16 protein-coding genes are annotated in these 19,708 nt (G+C 64.4%); 4 read left to right on the forward strand and 12 right to left on the reverse strand.

What is annotated here, in order from left to right; translation table 11 throughout:
* Position 1: 1 nt before the first annotated feature.
* The gene (locus HF690_RS12645) at positions 2-994 is read right to left on the reverse strand and encodes a beta-ketoacyl-ACP synthase 3 (RefSeq protein WP_168609703.1); all 993 of its coding nucleotides are present in this window, start codon (positions 992-994) and stop codon (positions 2-4) included.
* Positions 995-1,157: 163 nt separating this feature from the next.
* Between HF690_RS12645 and HF690_RS12650 the strand changes: the two genes are divergently transcribed.
* Positions 1,158-1,913 (forward strand): helix-turn-helix domain-containing protein, encoded by a 756-nt coding sequence (locus HF690_RS12650; RefSeq protein WP_168609704.1) that lies wholly within the window; start codon positions 1,158-1,160, stop codon positions 1,911-1,913.
* 297 nt (positions 1,914-2,210) lie between these two features.
* On the opposite strand, the gene HF690_RS12655 is transcribed toward HF690_RS12650, so the two are convergent.
* Positions 2,211-3,605 (reverse strand): dicarboxylate/amino acid:cation symporter, encoded by a 1,395-nt coding sequence (locus HF690_RS12655; protein WP_113065603.1) that lies wholly within the window; start codon positions 3,603-3,605, stop codon positions 2,211-2,213.
* Between the two features lie 180 nt (positions 3,606-3,785).
* Between HF690_RS12655 and HF690_RS12660 the strand changes: the two genes are divergently transcribed.
* Positions 3,786-4,418 (forward strand): hypothetical protein, encoded by a 633-nt coding sequence (locus HF690_RS12660; protein WP_168609705.1) that lies wholly within the window; start codon positions 3,786-3,788, stop codon positions 4,416-4,418.
* A gap of 162 nt (positions 4,419-4,580) precedes the next feature.
* On the opposite strand, the gene HF690_RS12665 is transcribed toward HF690_RS12660, so the two are convergent.
* The 5 genes from HF690_RS12665 to dtd form a co-directional block, all read right to left on the reverse strand.
* Entirely contained in the window at positions 4,581-5,795 is a 1,215-nt protein-coding gene (locus HF690_RS12665; protein ID WP_168609706.1) for an ABC transporter permease, read from the reverse strand.
* A 7-nt stretch (positions 5,796-5,802) separates the two neighbouring features.
* Complete coding sequence (locus tag HF690_RS12670) at positions 5,803-7,125, reverse strand: ABC transporter permease (protein ID WP_168609707.1); 1,323 nt, start codon at positions 7,123-7,125, stop codon at positions 5,803-5,805.
* Between the two features lie 784 nt (positions 7,126-7,909).
* Positions 7,910-8,869 (reverse strand): EamA family transporter RarD, encoded by a 960-nt coding sequence (gene rarD / locus HF690_RS12675; RefSeq protein WP_205300837.1) that lies wholly within the window; start codon positions 8,867-8,869, stop codon positions 7,910-7,912.
* 302 nt (positions 8,870-9,171) lie between these two features.
* Positions 9,172-11,055 (reverse strand): RNA polymerase sigma factor RpoD, encoded by a 1,884-nt coding sequence (gene rpoD / locus HF690_RS12680; protein WP_113065647.1) that lies wholly within the window; start codon positions 11,053-11,055, stop codon positions 9,172-9,174.
* A 215-nt stretch (positions 11,056-11,270) separates the two neighbouring features.
* On the reverse strand, positions 11,271-11,711 hold the full coding sequence (dtd, locus tag HF690_RS12685) for a D-aminoacyl-tRNA deacylase (protein WP_168609709.1): 441 nt from the start codon (positions 11,709-11,711) through the stop codon (positions 11,271-11,273).
* A gap of 446 nt (positions 11,712-12,157) precedes the next feature.
* Here dtd and HF690_RS12690 point away from each other — a divergent pair, with 446 nt between their 5' ends.
* Entirely contained in the window at positions 12,158-13,048 is an 891-nt protein-coding gene (locus HF690_RS12690; protein WP_168609809.1) for an LpxL/LpxP family acyltransferase, read from the forward strand.
* A gap of 63 nt (positions 13,049-13,111) precedes the next feature.
* Here the strand turns inward: HF690_RS12690 and HF690_RS12695 are convergent, their stop codons facing one another.
* Genes HF690_RS12695 through HF690_RS12710 form a run of 4 tightly spaced genes read right to left on the reverse strand, consistent with a single transcriptional unit; the run spans position 13,112 to position 17,037 of the window.
* Positions 13,112-13,435, reverse strand: a complete 324-nt coding sequence (locus tag HF690_RS12695; RefSeq protein WP_193568501.1) for a tetratricopeptide repeat protein — start codon at positions 13,433-13,435, stop codon at positions 13,112-13,114.
* Complete coding sequence (locus HF690_RS12700; RefSeq protein ID WP_168609710.1) at positions 13,435-15,156, reverse strand: ArnT family glycosyltransferase; 1,722 nt, start codon at positions 15,154-15,156, stop codon at positions 13,435-13,437. Before HF690_RS12700 ends, HF690_RS12695 begins: the two co-directional genes overlap by 1 nt.
* A 34-nt stretch (positions 15,157-15,190) precedes the next feature.
* A complete protein-coding gene (locus HF690_RS12705) occupies positions 15,191-16,225 on the reverse strand; it encodes a CDP-glycerol glycerophosphotransferase family protein (RefSeq protein WP_168609711.1) in 1,035 nt (344 codons plus the stop codon).
* On the reverse strand, positions 16,222-17,037 hold the full coding sequence (locus HF690_RS12710) for a glycosyltransferase family 2 protein (RefSeq protein WP_168609712.1): 816 nt from the start codon (positions 17,035-17,037) through the stop codon (positions 16,222-16,224). The genes HF690_RS12705 and HF690_RS12710 overlap by 4 nt, the downstream gene beginning before the upstream one ends.
* A 218-nt stretch (positions 17,038-17,255) precedes the next feature.
* Between HF690_RS12710 and HF690_RS12715 the strand changes: the two genes are divergently transcribed.
* Complete coding sequence (locus HF690_RS12715; protein ID WP_240151775.1) at positions 17,256-18,509, forward strand: O-antigen ligase family protein; 1,254 nt, start codon at positions 17,256-17,258, stop codon at positions 18,507-18,509.
* Positions 18,510-18,511: 2 nt separating this feature from the next.
* Here the strand turns inward: HF690_RS12715 and HF690_RS12720 are convergent, their stop codons facing one another.
* Positions 18,512-19,639, reverse strand: coding sequence for a glycosyltransferase (locus HF690_RS12720; RefSeq protein WP_168609714.1), 1,128 nt, complete (start codon positions 19,637-19,639; stop codon positions 18,512-18,514).
* Positions 19,640-19,708: the final 69 nt, after the last annotated feature.

Consider the following 19,708-nt stretch of genomic DNA (forward strand, 5'->3'; position numbering starts at 1 on the left):
GTCAGTAGGTCAGCACCGCGCCGCCGAACGAGAGGCCGGCGCCCGAGCCGATCAGCGCGATCGTGTCGCCGCGTTTCACCCGTCCCGTGGTCACCGCATGATGCAGCGCCACCGGGATAGATGCCGCCATCTGGTTGCCGCGTTCGCCCAGGGTGCGCACAAGATGATCGGTAGGCAGTTTCAGCAGCGCTTGCAGGTGCGTCAGCGCCTTGGCGCTGGCCTGGTGTGGAATGATCCGGTCGATGCCTTCCAGCGACACGCCGGCGCGTTCGAACAGGCGCGCGATGAACGCGGGAAGGCGTTGGGCGGCCATGCGATAGGTCTGGCGTCCGCGCATCTGGAAGCACGCGCCGTCCAGGAATGCCTGCATGTCCTCGCGCGGGCGGATGCGCGTGCCGCCCGCCCGCACCTGGCACAGCTCGGCGCCGACGCCGTAGGTTTCGAAGTGTGTGCCGAGGATGCGGCCCGGACCTTCGCCCGCGCAGGCGCCAATGACCACGGCGCCCGCGCCGTCGCCGAACAGCATCGATGTTTCCGCATCGTCCTCCGGCAGGCCGGCGCTGGCGATCTCGCTGGACACGATCAGTACGCGCCGGTAGCGGCCAGCGTCGACGGCCATGCTCAGGGTGTCCAGCGCGGCCAGGAAACTCAGGCAGGTCGCATTGATGTCGAACGCGGGAATGCCGCTCTCGCCCAGGCCCAGCTGCCGCTGGATCAGCGCGGCCGAACAGGGGATGGCCTGTTCCATCACGCTGCAGGCCGAAACGATGCAGTCGAGCTGGTCGGGTGCGAGACCGGCAGCGCGAAGAGCCGCCTCGGCCGCCTGCGCGGCCATGCCGGATGTCGTCTCCCCGGCATCGGCGTAGTAGCGCCGGGTAATGCCGGCATGCCGCTGGGTCCAGCCGGAGGGCTTGTTCCAGCGTGCATCCAGTTCCGACGACGACACGCAACGGCGGGGCACATGCTCGCCCGTACCTAGAATCTGGACCGACATCGTCAACTTCTCCCTATGATCCGCCGACCGCGTTCTTCGGCGTGCGATGCATCTTGCGGCAGTCACGCGGACCGGACAACGCATCCGTGCGGACCGATCAGCGCGAGCGTCGCAAGGTATCAGAAAATGATACTTTTGATGAATAAGGATCACGGAGGACGACATGTCCGCTACCGCCATTCTCGTGCAGGCCATCCGTTCGGAGCTGCGTCATCGCGGCATCACCTATCGTGAACTCGCGGCCCGGCTCGGCGTCAGCGAGCCCACCATCAAGCGCCATCTCGGCAAGGGCGGCTTCACGCTGCAGCGGCTGGACGAGATCTGCGACGTGCTGGGCACCGATCTCGAGTCGCTGCTGCGCCAGAGTCATGCCGACCGGCGCGCCGTGACCGAACTGAGCAAGGCGCAGGAAACTTCCCTGGTCGCCGATCCCAAGCTGCTGCTGACCACCTACCTGATCCTCAACAACTGGCGTTTCGGCGAGATCATGGCGACGTTCCGCATCGACGAAAACGAGCTGGTCTCGCTGCTGCTGAAGCTGGATCAACTGAAGATCATCGAATACCGGCCGCCGCAGCGCATCAAGAAACTGACCGCCCGCAACTTTTCCTGGCGCAAGGACGGTCCGGTGCACCGCTTCTTCATGTCGCGCGTGCTGCCGGAATTCTTCGGCGAGCGCTTCGACGGCACCAGCGATGCCTTCCATTTCGTCGGCGCGACCTTGTCCGAAGGCTCCCGCGCACGCATGCAGGCGGCCATTGCGCGCCTGGTCGAGGAATTCGAGCAACTGGCGCGCATGGATGCGCGTCTGTCGCTGGACGTGCGCGACGGCTGCTGCGCCGTGCTGGCGTTTCGCAAGTGGGAGTTCTCCGAATTCACGCGTCTGCGGCGGAAGCGAGTGGCGACGGCTCGCTCGTAGTGCGAACCGTGCCGGTGCGACGCGAAGCCGTCCCGCGAAGTTCGAGTGGTTGCAACGCGGCAGTTCGAGCCATGCCGCCCCATGCCCAGGCCATGCCCAGGCGAAGGACGAGGACGATGTCGCCCGTGCTCCACGCCGGACGACTTCTCTGTGACACACTCGAGGCATCGAACGTGTTGCGGTTCCAGAAACCCGGGTCAGCGTGCACTTCAGCGACGGCTCGTGGCCGAACGCTGCCTTGCGATCAAGCTGGCTATCTTCGATTCGAAGCGGGTATTCGCCATCCCGCGTCCTTGTTCAGGCCTCTGTCTCGTCGAGAGACGGCGTCCGTCGGTTGATCGGTCCGGCAGGTGTGTTGTCTTCGCTCGGCAGCCAGCGGTCCATGACGGTGCTCGCGGCCAGATCTCCGCACACGTTGACCGAGGTGCGGCTCATGTCCAGCACGCGGTCGACACCCAGCAGCAAGGCGATGCCGGCTACGGGGATGTTCGCCGATTCCAGCACCATGGCCAGGATCACGATGCCCACGCCCGGCGTGGCGGGGGCGCCGATGGAGGCGCCCACGGCGGTGATGATGATCAGCAGCATGCCGCCGGTGCCGATATCCACGCCGAACACCTGGGCCAGGAAGATGGCGGCCACGCCCTGGTACAGCGCGGTGCCGTCCATGTTGACGGTGGCGCCGAGGGGGATGACGAACTGGGCGACGGAGCTGCGGATGTGGAGCTTTTCCTGCGCCGTCTTCATGGTGACCGGCAGTACCGCCGCGGAACTGGAGGTCGAAAAGGCCAGCAGCATGACTTCGCGTGCGGCGGACAAAAACTGGATCGGGCGGGTACGGCCGACCACCAGCACCACCGCCAGATAGAAGCCGAGCAGAAGCGCCAGGCCCAGCAGCACGGTACCCACATACACCGCCATGCCCAGCAGCGCATCCAGGCCGATCTTGGTAGTCAACTGCGTCATCAGGCCGAACACGGCATAGGGCGCCAGACGCATCGCCACGCGCACCACGGTCATGCACACTTCCAGCAGCGAGCCGAGTACATCCAGCATGGGTTTGGACTTCGATGCCGGCATCATCACCAGTGCCACGCCGAAAATGATGGCGAATAGCACCACCTGCAGCATCTGTCCCTCCACCATCGAAGTGAGTGGGTTAGAAGGCAGGATCGTGATCAGCTTTTGCGGCAGCTCGCTCAGCCCGGGCATGCCCGGCACTGTCGTGGGCAGCGCTTGTGCAGGACTGCTGCCGATGGCCTGCTGGACCATCGCGCTGTCGATGTAGTGGCCGGGCTTGATGATCAGCGCCACAGCCAGCCCGATGCTGATGGCCACCGTGGTGGTGAACACGAAATACAGCGTCACACGCAGGCCAAGGCTGCGCAGCTGCTCCAGGCTGCCTCCGGACGTGAGGCCGCGGATCACCGAGGCGAATACCAGCGGAATAACGATCATCTGGATCAGAAGCAGGAACAGCCGCCCGGGCAGCGCCAACCAGTTGCCGATCGCGGACGCGGTGTCCGGCGCCACCAGGCCGACCGTGGGGCCGAGCACGATGCCCGTGGCCACACCCAGCACCATGCCGATGATGACCTTCAGCCACAGCCGCCCCTTGGTCAGCTTATCCAGATAGCTACTCAGGTACGCAAGCGAGCGTGGATGAAGACGTCTTGCCCGGTCGTTCTGCATGGCGATGGTGTTCTCCCACGAGCAGGAAAAGTGGCGTTATGCCCGATGATACGGCTCTTGTATGGCTGTTTCTTCTGAACCAGTCCAATCATAGGCACGAAGTGTCTACCGCATCGGGGAAGTCCATCGCGTAACCCGGACTGCGTCTTTTCGGCCGCTGCACCCGGTGCCTTCGTGGGGATGGTTCGTGATCTTGTGAGTCGGACGCAGTTCGTCCAGGAAGAGGGGGATTGTTTCCATGTGCGCCAACAGCCGACACGTGTGCTCGTCACGTCTCTACTGCGCCTTGCAGAGTTCTTTCGGGTGCCGTTGCGAAGCATTCTGCTCGATCCTGCAGACGCTGCGGCCATTCGTCCTTTGTACGGTGTGGAGCCCAAGCGTATTCGTAGTCCCGATGGACAATTACGCCGGGCACCTGAAGACAAGGAAAGGTTGCATAAAGCGTTGAAGGAAGCGCTCGATCTCGGGTTGACTGGCAAGTCGCTTGCCTGGATATGCAGAGAGCAGATGGTCGCCGTAAGTAGTGCCCGGCACTGGTTCCCTGACTTGGCATCCGCATTGGTTGCGCAGCAAAAAAGACTTCGGCGCGAGCTGGGTGAGCGGCAGCAGGAGCGTCTTCAGGCTTTGACGGTGGATGATCTCAAGCGGCCGGATCTAGCGGGGCTTCGATGGCACGTCAAAGCCGAGGTCATTGCGGAGCGGCTTGTGGTGCCTATCTACATGGCTCGAGCAAGACTTGCGGAGCTGTGGAACTTGCAACGACCTAGAGAGCGTTCGTGCTCGTCTCGCGGAACACGCACTGACATGCACTAATCTTCAGGGGAAACGTTGACTAAAGACGTCGAGACAATGATGGATTGTCATCGCAAGTTGGGACAACGGCCGCAATCGGCCAGAAGCAGACGTTGAGCTTACGTTTGGTCACGCGTTCAGCAAAGCAAAGCGCGTGTGCAACTCCACGTGCCTATAGCTTCGTCATACCGTCCGCGTCGCTACGACAGGAGGCACGCTCGCGGCGCGCAAGGCGGAGGGAAGCACGGCGATCTGCCCGAGAATCCACAGGAAGCATGTGCCAAGCGGCAAATACCAGATGGGCATGCGAGGGAGTTCGTAGTGATGCATCAATGCTGCATTCAGTGCTAGCGAAAACAAGATCCCGAGCATGATGCCAAGGCTCACAATCAGGAAGTTTTCCAGCTGGAAATAGCGCAGGATATCGCCTCGCGTTGCACCGACTGCACGTCGAATGCCAATCTGTCGACGCCGTTGCCCAACCCAGAAGTTGGCCAGGCCGACGATCCCTCCCACCGTCGCAGCGACAAGCACGAAGCAAATCGCCATCATCAGGATAGCGACGCCGCGATCACGCCCATACGCCTTGGCCAGCATGTCGCTGTAGCGCTTCACGCTGACAACCCGCATGCGATCCTTTGCCAGCAGGGCTTTGCGAGCCAGGGCCATGACGTCGGCGACCTGACCGGGCCGGGCGCGCACCAGGTAATTCCCCTGGCGTGAAACCAGCCGGCTTGGCACAAGCACCGAGAAGTCGGCTATGCGGTTCGCATTCATGCTCGGCACCTGGAGGTGACGGATGATGCCGATGATGGTGCTGGGATGGTTATTGACCTGGACGGTTTTTCCAACAGGCGACTCGCCGGGGAAAAGTTTGCGGGCCAATGCCCGGGTCATGATGATGCTCGGCGGATGATACGGTTGCATGTCGCCGATATCCTCGATCTCGTCAGCCCGGAAATTGCGTCCGGCGACGAGCTTCAGGCCGAGTGTCGACATCGTGTGCGTGTCCGCGTGATAGTCCTCGGCGAGTGAAGTCGGTGCATGTTGGTCATGCCTGAGACCGAGTAACAGCAATTCCACCTCTTGCCCTGCTGCGGGAACGGTGTAATCGGCATAGGCGTCGGTCACGCCGGGAAGCCTGCGCAGCATGGAAAGATCCGTCGCGATCAGGGCGCCACCCTCCTGCGTGGTGTGCTTCTCAATCCAGCGGTAGTGGATGACGGCGAGATTCGCCGCGTCGATGCCTGGACGTCGCGCCATGTGCGCCAGCCGCAGCTGCATGACGAATACCGCATTGCAGAGAACGGCCATGGACAGTGCAATCTGCGTCGCGATAAGGAAAGTGGCGACGCGATGGTGTTTCAGCGCGGCAAGAATGGGCTTGATCTGCAGCATGGCCAACTCAACCCGACTTCAATTGCCAGGCCGGCTGCACTTGCGCCGCACGCCAGACGGGATAGATCGCGGCCACCAGGATGGTGACAAGGGAAACCAGCACGGTCAGGCCAAGCAGACGCGTATCGACATGCACGAACCGGGCAATCTTTGGTTGGAACACGAGACCCATACCGGACACGCCGAGGACGGTGAGAAGCACTCCGAGCAGACTGCCCGCCATGCCGATGACCATGGCTTCGATGAGGAACTGCGTGTAGATCGCACCGTGCGATGCACCCAGGGCGCGCCGTACACCGATCTCGCCACTGCGGCGCATGAACTTGGCCAGCAGCAACCCGGTCGTGTTGAACAGGCAGACAAGCAACAGTGCCACGGCGAAGAGAAAGGACACCCGTGTCTCCGACGGTACGGCATGCACGTAATCTAGCCACTGCGTCAAGTTGCGGAGGCGTACGTCGGGCGCCCACTGGAAACGTCCCATACGCTGTTGTGCGGCTGCGTAATTGTGCAGAAATGCGTGATAACCACGCACACCTATTGCATTCGGCAGCTGAACCCAGACGGCGATCCAGTCGCACTCCGATCGCAGCAGCGCCCCCCAACCGTCCCCTTTGTAGTCGGGTTTGCATGACACGTTGCCTGCCGATTCGATCTTTGCGGCAATGGCCGTTGAGAACGGCAAAAAGAAGTCCGGCTCTGCACCTTGATTGCGCAGATCGTTGATATTCGACCCGGAGTAGAAGCGCGGCTGTGGATTCCAGTACCGGGATACGCCCACGACTCGATACACCTGCTTTCCCAAGCGTATTTCACGACCCACGCTATTGCGACCGGAAAACAGCCGGTCATTCAGTTGTCGACTGATCACCAGGGCATGCGTGCCTTGATTGGCATCTGCCTGGTCCCAGCTTCCTCCATACACGAAAGACACGCCGAACATCGGGAAGAAATCCGGCGTCACCGCTTCGCCCTTGACCGTGAACGGGGCGCGTGTCGCATCTGCGGGCACCAGCGGAAGCCTGATCGCATAGACAGCCGCCTGTCGTTGGGCCTCGCGGGCCTTGAGCAGGGCTCGGGTGTCGAGGTAACTCAATGTCCAGGGTGGCTCATCGCCGTCTTCACGATTCGATGGCCCCTGGTTGTCGATCTGCGGTACGAACAAGTGCGCTGAACGGCCCGGCATAGGGTCTCCCGTGGCGACGCGCAGTGCCTCGAAGGTCACCATCGAGCCCGCTACACCGACGCCGACCAGCAGCACCATCAATGCCGTCAGGCTCTTGTTCAGCTTCAAGCTGTGCAAAGCCAGATCGAGATAATAGGCAAACACGTTAGCTCCCCCTGCACGGGTGACATCGTACTTTGTTTGCCGGCCTCGGTACGAAAAGGGGATGGCGGGAATCAAGTCCACGCCGACCAGGGAAAAGGGGGCGGAGGGAATTAAGTCCGCCCTCGACCGACCGCTTCGGGTCGGTTTGAGTCACTTGATTAACGTCGCCAAGAGCGCTGAACCGTCAGTCCAACCACCAAAGGCTGGGGTTGAAGCCGCTCACTCGGGCGCCTGAAAGCGTTGAGGTGTACATCTCAGCTCAAGGATCTGGGGTCCGACGCATTGATTCCTGACAAGCCTGGGCGCAAACAGACCGGAGGTCTCAGGCGAGCTTGAAGCTGTAGGCGGCCAAGTTATGGTTAAGCGTTAACCATAATTTGGCCGAAATGGCCAAATTACGGTTAAGTGCACAACGGATATTGTTGGACAGGTAGATGGTGGGCCCACCAGGACTCGAACCTGGAACCAAGGGATTCGCGTACCCCGGGGGTTTCCCTCCGGCGCGGACTATCTCTTCACCCTCCGACGAAGCGGGTGGGGTGCGGGACGCTCGAGCCTGTAATCAAGGGCGCTCAAAGCCCTCAGGTAGTCTCTGCACCTTCCGACGGTGTACCGCCGGCTTGGCTCAGGGTTGCCACCGGCCGAACCGCTGAGGTTTCCCTGAATTCATCCCGTTCCCATCCGTGCATTCCTGCACGGTGGCACCTTTCGATGAGTCCCCTGCTCTAACCATTGAGCTATAGGCCCGTGGGCGGGAAGTGTACCTTCTCGAGCACAATTGTGTTTACCCGTTTGTGGATGCAGTGGCTACTTGCGCACGACGCAGTCGCGCGTTGCGGCGGTTGTGGCGCAGGGCGTCGGTGGTGAGGATGGCCAGGGCGAACCAGATGATGCCGAAGCCGATCCAGTGGCTGGGCGGCATGGGCTCGTGGTTCACCGCCACGGCGATGATGAACTGCAGGGTCGGGGCGATGTACTGCAGCATGCCGACGACGCTCAGCGGAAGACGCCGCGCGGCGGCGGCGAACAGGGTCAGCGGGGCGGCGGTGATGATGCCGGTGGAGGCCAGCAGCAGCATGCTGGTGGCGCCGTGCGTGGTGAAGTGCGACTGGCCGTGCGCGGTCATCCACCACAGCGCGCCGGCGGCCAGCGGCGACAGCAGCAGAGTTTCCACGCCGAGGCTGGCGAACGCGCCGCTGCGTCGGCCGGCGAAGCTCTTGGTCAGTCCGTACAGGGCGAAGCTGAAGGCCAGGCCGAGCGCGATCCACGGTAGTTGGCCATCGCCGACGGCGATCACCAGCACGGCGGTCAGGCCGATGCCCATCGCCAGCCATTGCAGCGGGCGCAGGCGTTCGCGCAGCACCAGCACGCCGAGGCCTACCGTCAGCAAGGGGTTGGTGAAGTAGCCCAGCGAGGCCTGCAGCACCTGCTGGTGGTTGGCGGCGTAGACGTAGATCAGCCAGTTCGCCGCGATCAGTGCCGCCGCGAGGGCCAGGAAACCGAGCTGGCGCGGGTGGGTCAGCGCTTCGCGCATGTCGCGCAGCTTGCCGGTAAAGGCGAGCACGCCGACGCAGATCAGCAGGGTCCACAGCGCGCGGTGCGCGACGATCTCCAGGTCCGGCGCGAAGTCCAGTTGCACGAAATACAGCGGCAGGACGCCCCAGATGCCGTAGCAGGCCAGGCCGAACAACAGGCCGTTGCGGTGCGTGGCGCGCGGGTCGGAACCGGAGTGGAGGTCGGACACGGGGGGAATCCTTGGTCGGCAGTAGGTGCGCGTGGGGGGGGCGCGCGCACCGATACAGGGTGGCATAGCTTGGGGGCGAAACGCGGGCGGCTCAAGGCGTGGGGGCGGGCAGGGTAGGCGCCCGCCTCCATGCGAAGGTGGCCAACCTGGCGGATACGGTTTTGCGAGGTGGGTGTTTCGTCATGAAACATCCTCACATCGGCATGGTGGAGTCGAAGCATCCGTGCGTCGCGTTCTGCCTCTACACATACGAAAACGGCCGCGCGAGGCGGCCGTTTCCGGGGTACTACCTGGTGCGTCGGTCAGTCGTGGTCGAGGAACGAACGCAGCTGCTCCGAGCGGCTCGGATGACGCAGCTTGCGCAGGGCCTTGGCCTCGATCTGGCGGATGCGCTCGCGGGTGACGTCGAACTGCTTGCCGACTTCTTCCAGCGTGTGATCGGTGTTCATGTCGATACCGAAGCGCATGCGTAGCACCTTGGCTTCGCGCGGCGTCAGGCCGGCGAGGATGTCGCGCACGTTCTCGATCAGGCCGGTCGCGGTTGCCGCGTCGACCGGCAGGTCGACGTTGACGTCCTCGATGAAGTCGCCCAGATGCGAATCCTCGTCGTCGCCGATCGGCGTCTCCATGGAGATCGGCTCCTTGGCGATCTTCAGCACCTTGCGGACCTTGTCCTCAGGCATCTCCATGACCTTGGCCAGCTCTTCCGGCGTCGCCTCGCGGCCGAACTGCTGCAGCATCTGGCGGCTGATGCGGTTGAGCTTGTTGATGGTCTCGATCATGTGCACCGGGATGCGGATGGTGCGCGCCTGATCGGCGATCGAACGCGTGATGGCCTGACGGATCCACCACGTGGCGTAGGTCGAGAACTTGTAGCCGCGACGGTATTCGAACTTGTCCACCGCCTTCATCAGGCCGATGTTGCCCTCCTGGATCAGGTCCAGGAACTGCAGGCCGCGGTTGGTGTACTTCTTGGCGATGGAGATCACCAGGCGCAGGTTGGCCTCGACCATTTCCTTCTTGGCGCGGCGGGCCTTGGCCTCGCCGATGGACATGGCGCGGTTGATTTCCTTGATGTCGGCCAGCGGCAGGTACAGCGCGGCGGCGATGTCGAACAGTTTCTGCTGCTCGGCGTCGATCTCTTCCAGGTGCTTCTTCAGCGCCGGCACCCACTTCTGACGCTTGCGCGCCAGCTCCGCGCCCCACTCGATGCGACCTTCGTTGGCCGGGAAGGTCTTCAGGAACTCGCTGCGCGGCATGCGGCACTTCTTGACCATGATGTGCATCAGCGTGCGCTCATGGCGGCGAATGGTGTTGACCACTTCGCGCATCTTGCGCACGAAGCCGTCGATCAGCACCGAAGGCAGCTTGAGGGCCATGAAGCCCTCGGCCATCTGATCGCGGATCTTGGTGACCTTCTTGTCGTCGATCTCGTACTTGCCGGCGGCGCGCTGGAACTTGCCGTACAGCGTGCGCAGCGCTTCGATGCGACGCTCGACTTCCTCGGGATCGGGGCCGGTGTTGGTGTTCTTCTTCTCGTCCTCGTCGTCCCCGTCGTCGTCATCCGAATCGTCGTCGGAATCCCCGTCGGCGTCGTCGTTGGAGCTGGCGCTGTCGTCGTCGTCCTTGCTGTTGTTGTTGCTCATGACGTCGTTGGGATCCTCGACGTCGTTGAAGCCGGCAAGGATCTCGGACAGGCGCTTCTTGCCGTCCTTGTGCAGATCGTATTCCTCGATCAGCAGCTGGATCGCCCACGGGAAGCTGGCCAGCGCAGTCTGGACCTGCAGCAGGCCTTCCTCGATGCGCTTGGCGATGGCGATCTCGCCCTCGCGGGTGAGCAGCTCGACCGTGCCCATCTCGCGCATGTACATGCGCACGGGATCGGTGGTGCGACCGACTTCCGCGTTGGCCGCCGAGAACAGCGCCACGGCTTCTTCGGCCGCGGTGTCGTCGTCGTTGCCGGTGGCAGCGTCGGGGTTGATCATGTCGCTGTCGGGCGCCGACTCGTGCACCTCGATGCCCATGCCGTTGATCATCGAGATGATGTCTTCGATCTGCTCCGAATCGACGACGTCGTCGGGCAGGTGATCGTTGACCTCGGCATAGGTCAGGTAGCCCTGCTCACGACCCTTCGTGATGAGCTGCTTGATCTCCGACTGCTGCTGATGAGCCTTGTTGTTTTCCATAGATGAAACCGCGGGACCCGGAACCGTTCAGTGTACCAGATGGTGATTTTTTAGCCAGTATTCAAGCGTGCTTTCGTTGCGAGGGAGGCGAAGCAAAAAGCATGCCTGACAAGGGTTTGCAGGCCCTTTCTCGCGCCCGGTCGGTCAGCGCGGGTCGGTGACGCGGGCGCCGCGCCCGCATCGAGTGCGGGCGCGGCGGGCGGAGTCGGGGAGACTCAACGGGCCTGGAGCCAGAACGTCACCGGGCCGTCATTGACCAGGCTGACTACCATATGGGCGCCGAAACGCCCGATTTCCACCCCCGGATGCGCTTCGCGCGCTAATTCGACCAGGCGGTCGAACCATTGCCGTGCGTGCGCCGGGCTGGCGGCGCTGGTGAAACTGGGGCGTGAGCCCTTGGCGGTGTCGGCGGCGAGGGTGAACTGGCTGACCAGCAGCAGGCCGCCGCCGGTGTCGTGCAGCGAGCGGTTCATGCGGCCCTCGTCGTCGGCGAACACGCGGTAGCCGAGCAGTCGCTCGCGCATGCGGCGGGCCTGTTTCTCGCCGTCGCCGGGTTCGACCGCGACCAGTGCCAGCAAGCCGGGACCGATGGCGCCGACGGTGTCCTGGTCCACTCGGACGCTGGCTTCGGTGACGCGTTGAATCAGGGCAATCATGGTTGTTCTGCGGGGCGTTGAGAGGTCGGTGGAGCGTGCACGCGGCCGGCTCGCGGCGCGGAGCGCTCTACCATGCCTGTGTCGGCGTGTGCGGTCGAGTCCTGAGCGGTCGTGATGTCGGTCCAGACGTGTGCGCGCGCAGGGAGAAAGTGCGGTCGAGGAAGCCTGGTAGGTAGGTGATTTTCTCCGGTGCGATGTTCGGGTGGCTGGGGGTGTGCGGGGCGAACTCGCGGCGGCGCGGTGGCGCGGTGAAACGCCTGCGGGCCGCGGCATGCGAGTCATTCCATGCGGAAATCGCCCGCTTCGATCATCTGCGCGAACAGGTCCTGGATGGGGGTCTCGAGGGGCGGTCGGTCATGCCTGGTTCGCGCCGGCTCTTGCCGTTGTCGGCATGCCCGCGAAGGAGGTGATCCCGCATGCGCATTGCATTCGCTACACTTCCCCGAATGCGTCCCGATATTGCCGTGCTGTACGTCCTGTTGCGCCTGCTGGCGTTCCTGCCGCTGCGCCTGTTGCATGCCGTCGGAGGCGGCATGGGGCGGTTGATGGGCATGTTCGGCGCGCGTTCGGCGCATACGGCCCGGGTGAACATGTCCATCGCGCGCGGCGACCTGCCGCCGGCGGAGCAGCGCCGACTGGCGGCCGCATGCCTGCGCGAGCAGGGACGTTCGGTGATGGAGATGGCCAGCGTCTGGGGCAGCGGCGCGCGGCGCGCGCTCAGGCGTGTGCGGGACGTGCGCGGCGAGGAGCATTTCCGCGCCGCGCTGGAGCGTGGCCGCGGCGTGATCATCGCCGCCCCGCACCTGGGCTGCTGGGAGCTGCTCAATTACTGGCTCTGTAGTCAGACGAGCATGGCGATCTTGTATCGGCCGCCGCATGTGAAGGCATTGGAGGCCTTGCTGCGCAAGGTGCGCGGCGATCTGGCCCCGGAGCAGGTGCGCGCCGAGGGTGCCGGAGTGCGCACGCTGTTCAAGCGGTTGGCCGCGGGCGGCACGGTGGGCATTCTTCCAGATCAGAAGCCGCGCCAGGGCGACGGCCGTTTCGCACCGTTCTACGGGCGGCGCGCCCTGACCATGGTGCTGCTGCCGCGACTGGCCGCGCGCACCGGTGCCACGGTGCTGTTCGCGTTTGCCGAACGTCTGCCGAAGGGCGCGGGCTACCGCATCCATTTACTGCCGGCGCCGGAAGGGCTGGATGATGCCGATCCGGATCGCGCCTGCGCGGCGCTCAATCGCGGCGTCGCCGCATGCGTCGAACAGGCGTTCACGCAGTACCAGTGGACGTATCGCCGTTTCACGCCGCCGGCGCCCGGCGATCACAATCCCTACAACGAATAGGCCGGTACTCCGCGTGGAAAGCGCTGCGCGGGTCGAGCAGGGTACGAAGACCGTCTGCGAGGCTTATGTGCGGGGCTTCTGCAGTCGCCGCAGAAAGACCTGCATTTCCTTCTGCGCCTGTTTGTCGCCGCGACGCGCAGCGGCGTCGATGCCGCGCTGCCAGGCTTCGGCGGCGGCACCGAGGTCTTCGCGTGCAAGCTGTGCCTTGCCCAGTAGTTTCCACGCCGCCGAGTAGTCCGGGTCGAAATCGACCGCGGCGCGGAAGGCATCGCAGGCCTCCGCGGTGCGCCCGGCGTCGAGCAGCGCGTTGCCCAGCGCGAAGCGCAGCAGGGCCCCGTCGCGGGGGCCACCCACCTGCGCCTGCAGCGGAGCGATGCGGTCCGCCATCAGTGCGTCCGCACGTGGCGATAGCGCCAGTAGTCCGGCGAGGGGAGCAGACGCGTGGGTTGCGCCGGTTCCGGCGGCGTCTCGCCTGAGCTCATCGCCGCCAGCGTGCTGGCCTTCCACAGCACCAGCCAGTCGCCGCGGAACGGCTGCACCAGCAGCGCGTAGCGCAGGTCGTTCGGTTCCAGATCGTCGTTCTGCCGGTACGTCGCCACGAGTCCATCCGGATGTTGTGCGGCGAACGCCAGGATGCTTTTTTGACCGTGTAATTGCCGTACCGGGGTCCGCAGGCGCGCACGGAATGTGAACTGGCCTTCCGGGTAACCGACGCTGGCGGTCGCGTGGCCTTCCGCACTGGCCTGCGCGAACAGCGCGCTGGCTTGGCGCAGGTCGTAGGGCGTCCACAGGGCGAGCGTGAACAGAGCATTGGCGGCGAAGGTGCCGATCAGGCCGCCGATGGCGATGCGGCGCAGTTCGCCGCGGCCGCGCATCAGCAGCAGAAGGCTCATCAGCAGGTAGATGACACCGAAGTAGCGGCTGTAGGCCGCCAGGTCGACCATCCAGTGGCTGGCGAATGGCGGTCGGCCGGCCAGCGACGGCAGCACCAGCAGCAGGACGCCGAAGGCGACGCCGCCGAGCGCCATGAGCCAGCCGCCCAGCCAGGGCGTGCTGGCCAGGCGAGGGTGACGTTCGCGCAGCAGCGCCACGGCGGCCGCGATCAGCATCACCGCGCCGCCAAATTCGGGCAGCGGGTAGTACAGCTGCTTGCCGCTGATCAGCGAGAAGCCCAGCAGCACCGGCAGCAGCCAACTCAGCAGGAAGCGGATGCCCGGCAGCAGCGGCCGGCGCAGACTGGCCACGGCGACCCAGGCGCGCGGCCAGGCCGCGAACGGGAACAGCAGCACCGGCAGCCATTGCAGGTACCACCACAGCGGTCGGGCGTGCGCGAATGAATCGACCACGCGGCCGCCGGTCTGCTTGAACAGCAGTTTGTCGGCGTAGGCATGGCCACCCAGTTCCAACGCTGGCCACAGCCAGGCGCCCAGCATCAGCAGTCCGCCGACGATGGCCAGCAGCCCGAAGCCGTACCAGCGTGCCTTCTCGCGGCGGGCGTAGTCGCTCCACAGCGGACCCAGCAGCCACGGGAAGGCGACATGCAGCAGCATCACCGGTCCCTTGGTCAGCAGGCCGGCGCCGATCCAGAAGCCGAACAGCCACCAGCGCGGCGCCACGCGCCTGGCGTTGGGGATCAGCGTCAGCAGTGCCGACAGCACGCAGACGCCGAGCAGCACCTCGTACATGATCTGCAGGCTGAACAGGAACGCATAGGCCAGCGCTGCGAGCATCCACGGCGTGGCCTTGGCGATCCACGGGCGGTCCGGAAACAGGCGGCGAGCGATGGTCGCCGCCAGCACCAACTGCGCGGCGCCGAAGCCGACTTCGAGAATGCGCGGCCACACGTCGTTGACGCCGAATGCGAACCAGCCGGCGTGAATCAGCCAGAACAGCAGCGGGACCTTGTGGCTGTAGGGCGCGCCGTTGAAGTACGGCACGATCCAGTGGTGCCCGCTCCACATCTCCCAGGCCACGGCCAGGGTGCGGGTCGAGTACATCGGCATCGGCCCGTGGGCGAAGATTGCCAGCAGGGCCAACACGGTCCACAGCGGAAGCCATGGCCACAGCGCGCGCAGGTGTTCGGAGCGGGAGTAGTGCTTCGGTTGCATGCCCGGATTTCGTCGAGAGAGTGTCAGTGCGCGGTCAGCGGACCGGGCCCCAGTAGCCGATGCGGCGGCGGATCTTCAGCTTGCGCCAAAAGTTGGCGGGTTTGCGCTTGCGGTTACGCGCGCCGTTGGCGATGAACGCTTCCACCGCGTCGAGCACGCGTTCGCTGGAGCGCCCGTCGTGGTACGGATGAATGCCTTCGCCGTAGTCGCGGATCGCCTTCATTAGCTCGGGTGGTCGCGACAGCGCGCGCTTGATCGCCGGCTCGAAGTCGGCGGCGTCGTGGATGTCGATCAGCTGCGGGCCGGGACGGCGGTTGTTGAAAGTCACCACCGGCTTGCCGGTCAGCAGGAATTCGTTGAGCGCCGAAGACGTGTCCGAGCACATCATGTCGACCTGCGGGAACAATTCGAGGATGTTGTCGTTCTCGGCGAAGGTCAGGTGTTCGTTCTGCAGCGCCTTGAAGCGCGCCACGGTCTCGGCGTTCATCTTCGGGTGGAAGGTGACGATCCAGCGCCAGCGGCCGTCGCGCGACAGGCGCTTGACCTCCTCGTACAGCGTGTCGGCGGCGCTCCAGGACGGCGAGAACGTGGAGTGGTACAGGATCACCGGCGGCGTGCGCGCCGGCGCCGGATGTTCGGGCTGGAACATATCGGCGAACGGATCGAGTTTGGGCCAGCCGGTCTGCGCGACGCTGAAGTGGCCCAGCTTGTCGGCCATCTCGCCGAAGGCCCTGGTGTCGTTCGGGCCGGTGGTGCAGTACAGGTCGAAGAAGCCGCGGATGTAGATGTGACGCGGCTTGCCGGCGTCGAAGCCGTGGAAGATCTCGGCCTTCACACCGGGAAAGAAGTGCGGCACCGCATTGGACGGCGTCAGCACCGCGCGGGGATTGAAGGCGCGCACTTCCTCGGTGGTGCGCAGCCAGCGTTCGCCCTGGACCAGGTCTTCGCCACCCGGGCCATCGAAGAACCAGGCGGCTTCGTCGCCGCGCGCGTGGATGGCGTCCTGCAGCGGACGCAGAATGGCCAGGGCGTAACGTTCGGAGCCGTACAGGAGGTAATGCTTGCTCATCGGTCGAGTCCGTGGCGTTTCATCAGTTCGGCGGCCATGTCGACCGATTCGGGGTTCACGCACATTTCGTAGTAGCGCATGCGCTTGTAGACGGCGTAGGCGGCGGCGGTCTGCGCCACCACGAAACCGCGCCAGCCATCGAGCATGGCCAGCCGGAATACATAGTCCTTGATGAAGCTCGTCGCGAACACCAGCGGACAGTCCCACATGCGCGGCGGGCGTCGTTTCTGACGCCAGTCCAGGGCCTTGAGTTCCGCGTAGCGGATCACCTTCAGGCCCTTGTGCACCAGTGTCGGGTTGTGCAGATGCTCGAACGGCGCGTCGAACATCACCGCGGCGCCGTCCCAGGTCAGCGACTCGTGCACGCGCACGTCATGCCAACGGGCGCGGTCGCGATGATACAGGCGGGTCATCTTCTCGCCCACCATCGGTCGGTACCAGCGCATCGGTGCGCCCATGAACAGGGTGCGACGACGCAGGGTGCCGACGGCGGCGTCCGAATCCATCACGTCGGGCAAGCGCCGTTCCAGTTCGGCGGCCAGCTCCGGTGACAGGTACTCGTCGGCGTCGAGCGCCAGGATCCAGTCGTTGGACGACTGCGTGGTGGCGAAGTTGCGCTGCGGGCCGAAGCCGAGCCAGTCCTGGTGCACGACCTTCGCGCCGTGCGCGCGGGCGATGTCGCAGGTGGCGTCGGTGCTGCCGCAGTCGACCACGATCTTCTCGGCGGCGAACGGCACGCTGTCCAGACAGCGGGCGATGTTCGCGGCCTCGTTGTGGGTCATCACGACCAGGGTCAGCGCAGGCTTGGGCATCCGTGCATTCTAGCCGAGATCGAGAGGACGGCCGGATTGCTCCGGTGCATGGCCTTCGCCAGGGTGATTTCGTGTGCTGAAGGTGCGCGGCTTGTGCTTGCGGACAGGCGACAGATCGCCGCGTGCTGGGTATGCTTGCGTCCGGGGTGAGGCAAGGGATGACGGTACATCGACATGTGCCTCATCGGGATCCGCTGGAACGAATCCGGCCATTGGTGATGCAGATCAAGAACAACAAGAATATCGAGTCGACACACCCCTCTTCGGCGCATGTTCCACCTCGAGAGCGACATGCTCGAGTTCGGGATCTGCTTGCTGTCGGCCTGCTTTGGCTGCCGGTCGGCATGGCGCTGGTACCAGGCCCGCATGCAAGCAGCGTGTATCACTGGACGGTGGCGCTGCTGCTGTTCGTGCCCGCGCTCTGGCTATGGATCGCTGAACGCGGGCGAAGTTTTCGCGATGCGCCGCGCGCGGCATGGCTGGTGTGCGCAGTGCTGCTCGTCTGGGCTTGCCTGACCTTGTTCTGGGCCAGCGGAGAGCATCAGGTCGAGCGGATCAAGGTGCCCTTGTTCATCGTGCTGTATCTGTATGCCTGGGTCGCCTGGGGGGTGTCGCGGCCGGATCGCGTCGAGTCCCTGCTGCGCTATACCGGACTGGGGATGGCGCTCAGCGCACTGGTGGCGATGCTGGCGTTTCCCTGGCGAGACATCGTCTGGACGCATCGCATGGTCGGTTTCGACATGCTGGATGGTCCCAATCTTTCTGCCTACGCCATGGGCGCGGCCTTCGTATGGCTGGCGCAGTTGCCGCCTGTGCGAGTGGGATGGCGTGCAGCGTGGCTGGTCGCGCTGACGACGCTGCTTGTATTCGTGGTCTGGACCGGCAGCCGCGGTGCATGGCTGGCCCTGTTCGTGTGTCTGGTGAGTCAGCCTCTGTGGCGGCCGGGACGGATGGCGCGCTGGTTTGCTGGCGGCGGTCTGCTCGCGGCCGTTGCGGTCATCGCGCTGAAGCCGGCGGAGCTGCTGCATCGCGGATTGTCCTATCGTCCGCAGATTCTGGAGCGTGCGCTGGCCATGATCGAGCGGCATCCCTGGGGCGGACTCGGCATGGGTAGCAAGTACACCATCGCCGTCGGCAACCGGAGCTGGACGCACAGCCACAACCTGTTCAGCAACATCGGTATCGAGTTGGGCCTTCCGGGGCTCGCCCTTTGGCTGGTGCTGTGGTGCTGGGTCGGCTGGATCGGCTGGCGCATGCGCGCCGCCACATTAGGACGAGTGGTGCTGGGGCTGTGGGTTTTCGCCAGCGTGGCACTGCAGTTCGATGGCCCGAGCCTGTTGCGCAGTCCGCGGCCCGAGTGGCTACTGACGTGGTTGCCGTTTGCGTTGGCGCTGATGCTGGCGGCTGGGCACGCGGGTCGTACACTTCTCAGGCATGACGACACGGCTGCAACGCCGTCTGGCAAATCCTGAATTCAGGCCACGGTCTTGCGCAGCGTGCTGCCACTCTGCGCGGTGCGGCGCGATAAGGATGCCTGCAGGGGCGGTGTCGAGGGCATGGCATATCCCTGTCGTGGCGGCACAGGCAGTGCTTCCGGTCCGTCCAACAGGCGATGCAGGGCATTGATCAGGCGATGGCCGAAGTTTTCGCGGTTTTCGCGATGCCACGTGCGGGCAGCCTGTCCCATTTGCTCGAGCCGGTTCTTGTCGATTCGAATTGCGGCTTCGATGGCCTGTTCCATGGCGGCTTCGTCGAAGAAGTGCGTCGTGGCCAGGTGCTGGGTGCCGGTGCGTTCGCACGGTACGAGCAGGCCGCGCTCGGGCGTGATCAGCTCGTTCATCGGCGCGGCATCCACGGTTACGGTCAAGGCGCCGACCGTCATCGCTTCGGCAATATAGTGACCGAAGCCTTCGGTTTCGGACGGACACAGATGAAAGCGATGCGTGTTCTGCAGGCGACGCAATTCGGCGTCGTCGATGTAGCCCACGTGGTGATGGATGTTGGCGGCCGGCGGTCCGGGGCGCGCTGTGCGCGGGTTCTGCACCACGGTCAGTAGTGGCCATTCCGGATGTCGCCGCCACAGTGCCAGCAGACGTTCCGTGCCTTTGGCGTGACTGCGCCCGGCAAGATGGAAGAACGTTGCTTTGCGCGGCTGTTCGGGGTCGAAGCGGCAGCGCCCAGTGAAACCGGTATACATCACGGGTTTGTTCAGGCGGCGGAAGATGCGCTCCGCGTGACGGGTCTTGGCGAGCACCAAGTCGATGTCGCCGAGGTGGCGCCGGTCACGAGGCAGGAACCACTCGGGATTGGGCATGAGCACGTTGTGTCGGGCGAACGGCAGGTCGTCCGGCCAGATGTGCTCGAGCATGATGTTGACGTCGAAGCGTGGCGCCACATGCTTGCCACGCACACGGCGATAGCGCCACTCGATGCGCTTGGCGGGTGGACGTAGCCACTTTGTCAGTTTGCCGCCGCGAATGCCGGTGACAGTCACGTCGAAACCGCCAGCGCGAAGCGTTTCCCCAAGAACGCCCAAGTCGCGACTCAGGCCGACGCCGTTGTCACGGGCAACGAGATTGATGCTGGGCACGTTGATTTCCATGCGAGTTCGTTTTGCGCTTCCGATGCTTACGTGATCGGCAATGAATTGCGCCTGACTAGCCCCCTAGTA

This window comes from Oleiagrimonas citrea (assembly GCF_012395255.1).
GTDB lineage: Bacteria > Pseudomonadota > Gammaproteobacteria > Xanthomonadales > Rhodanobacteraceae > Oleiagrimonas > Oleiagrimonas citrea.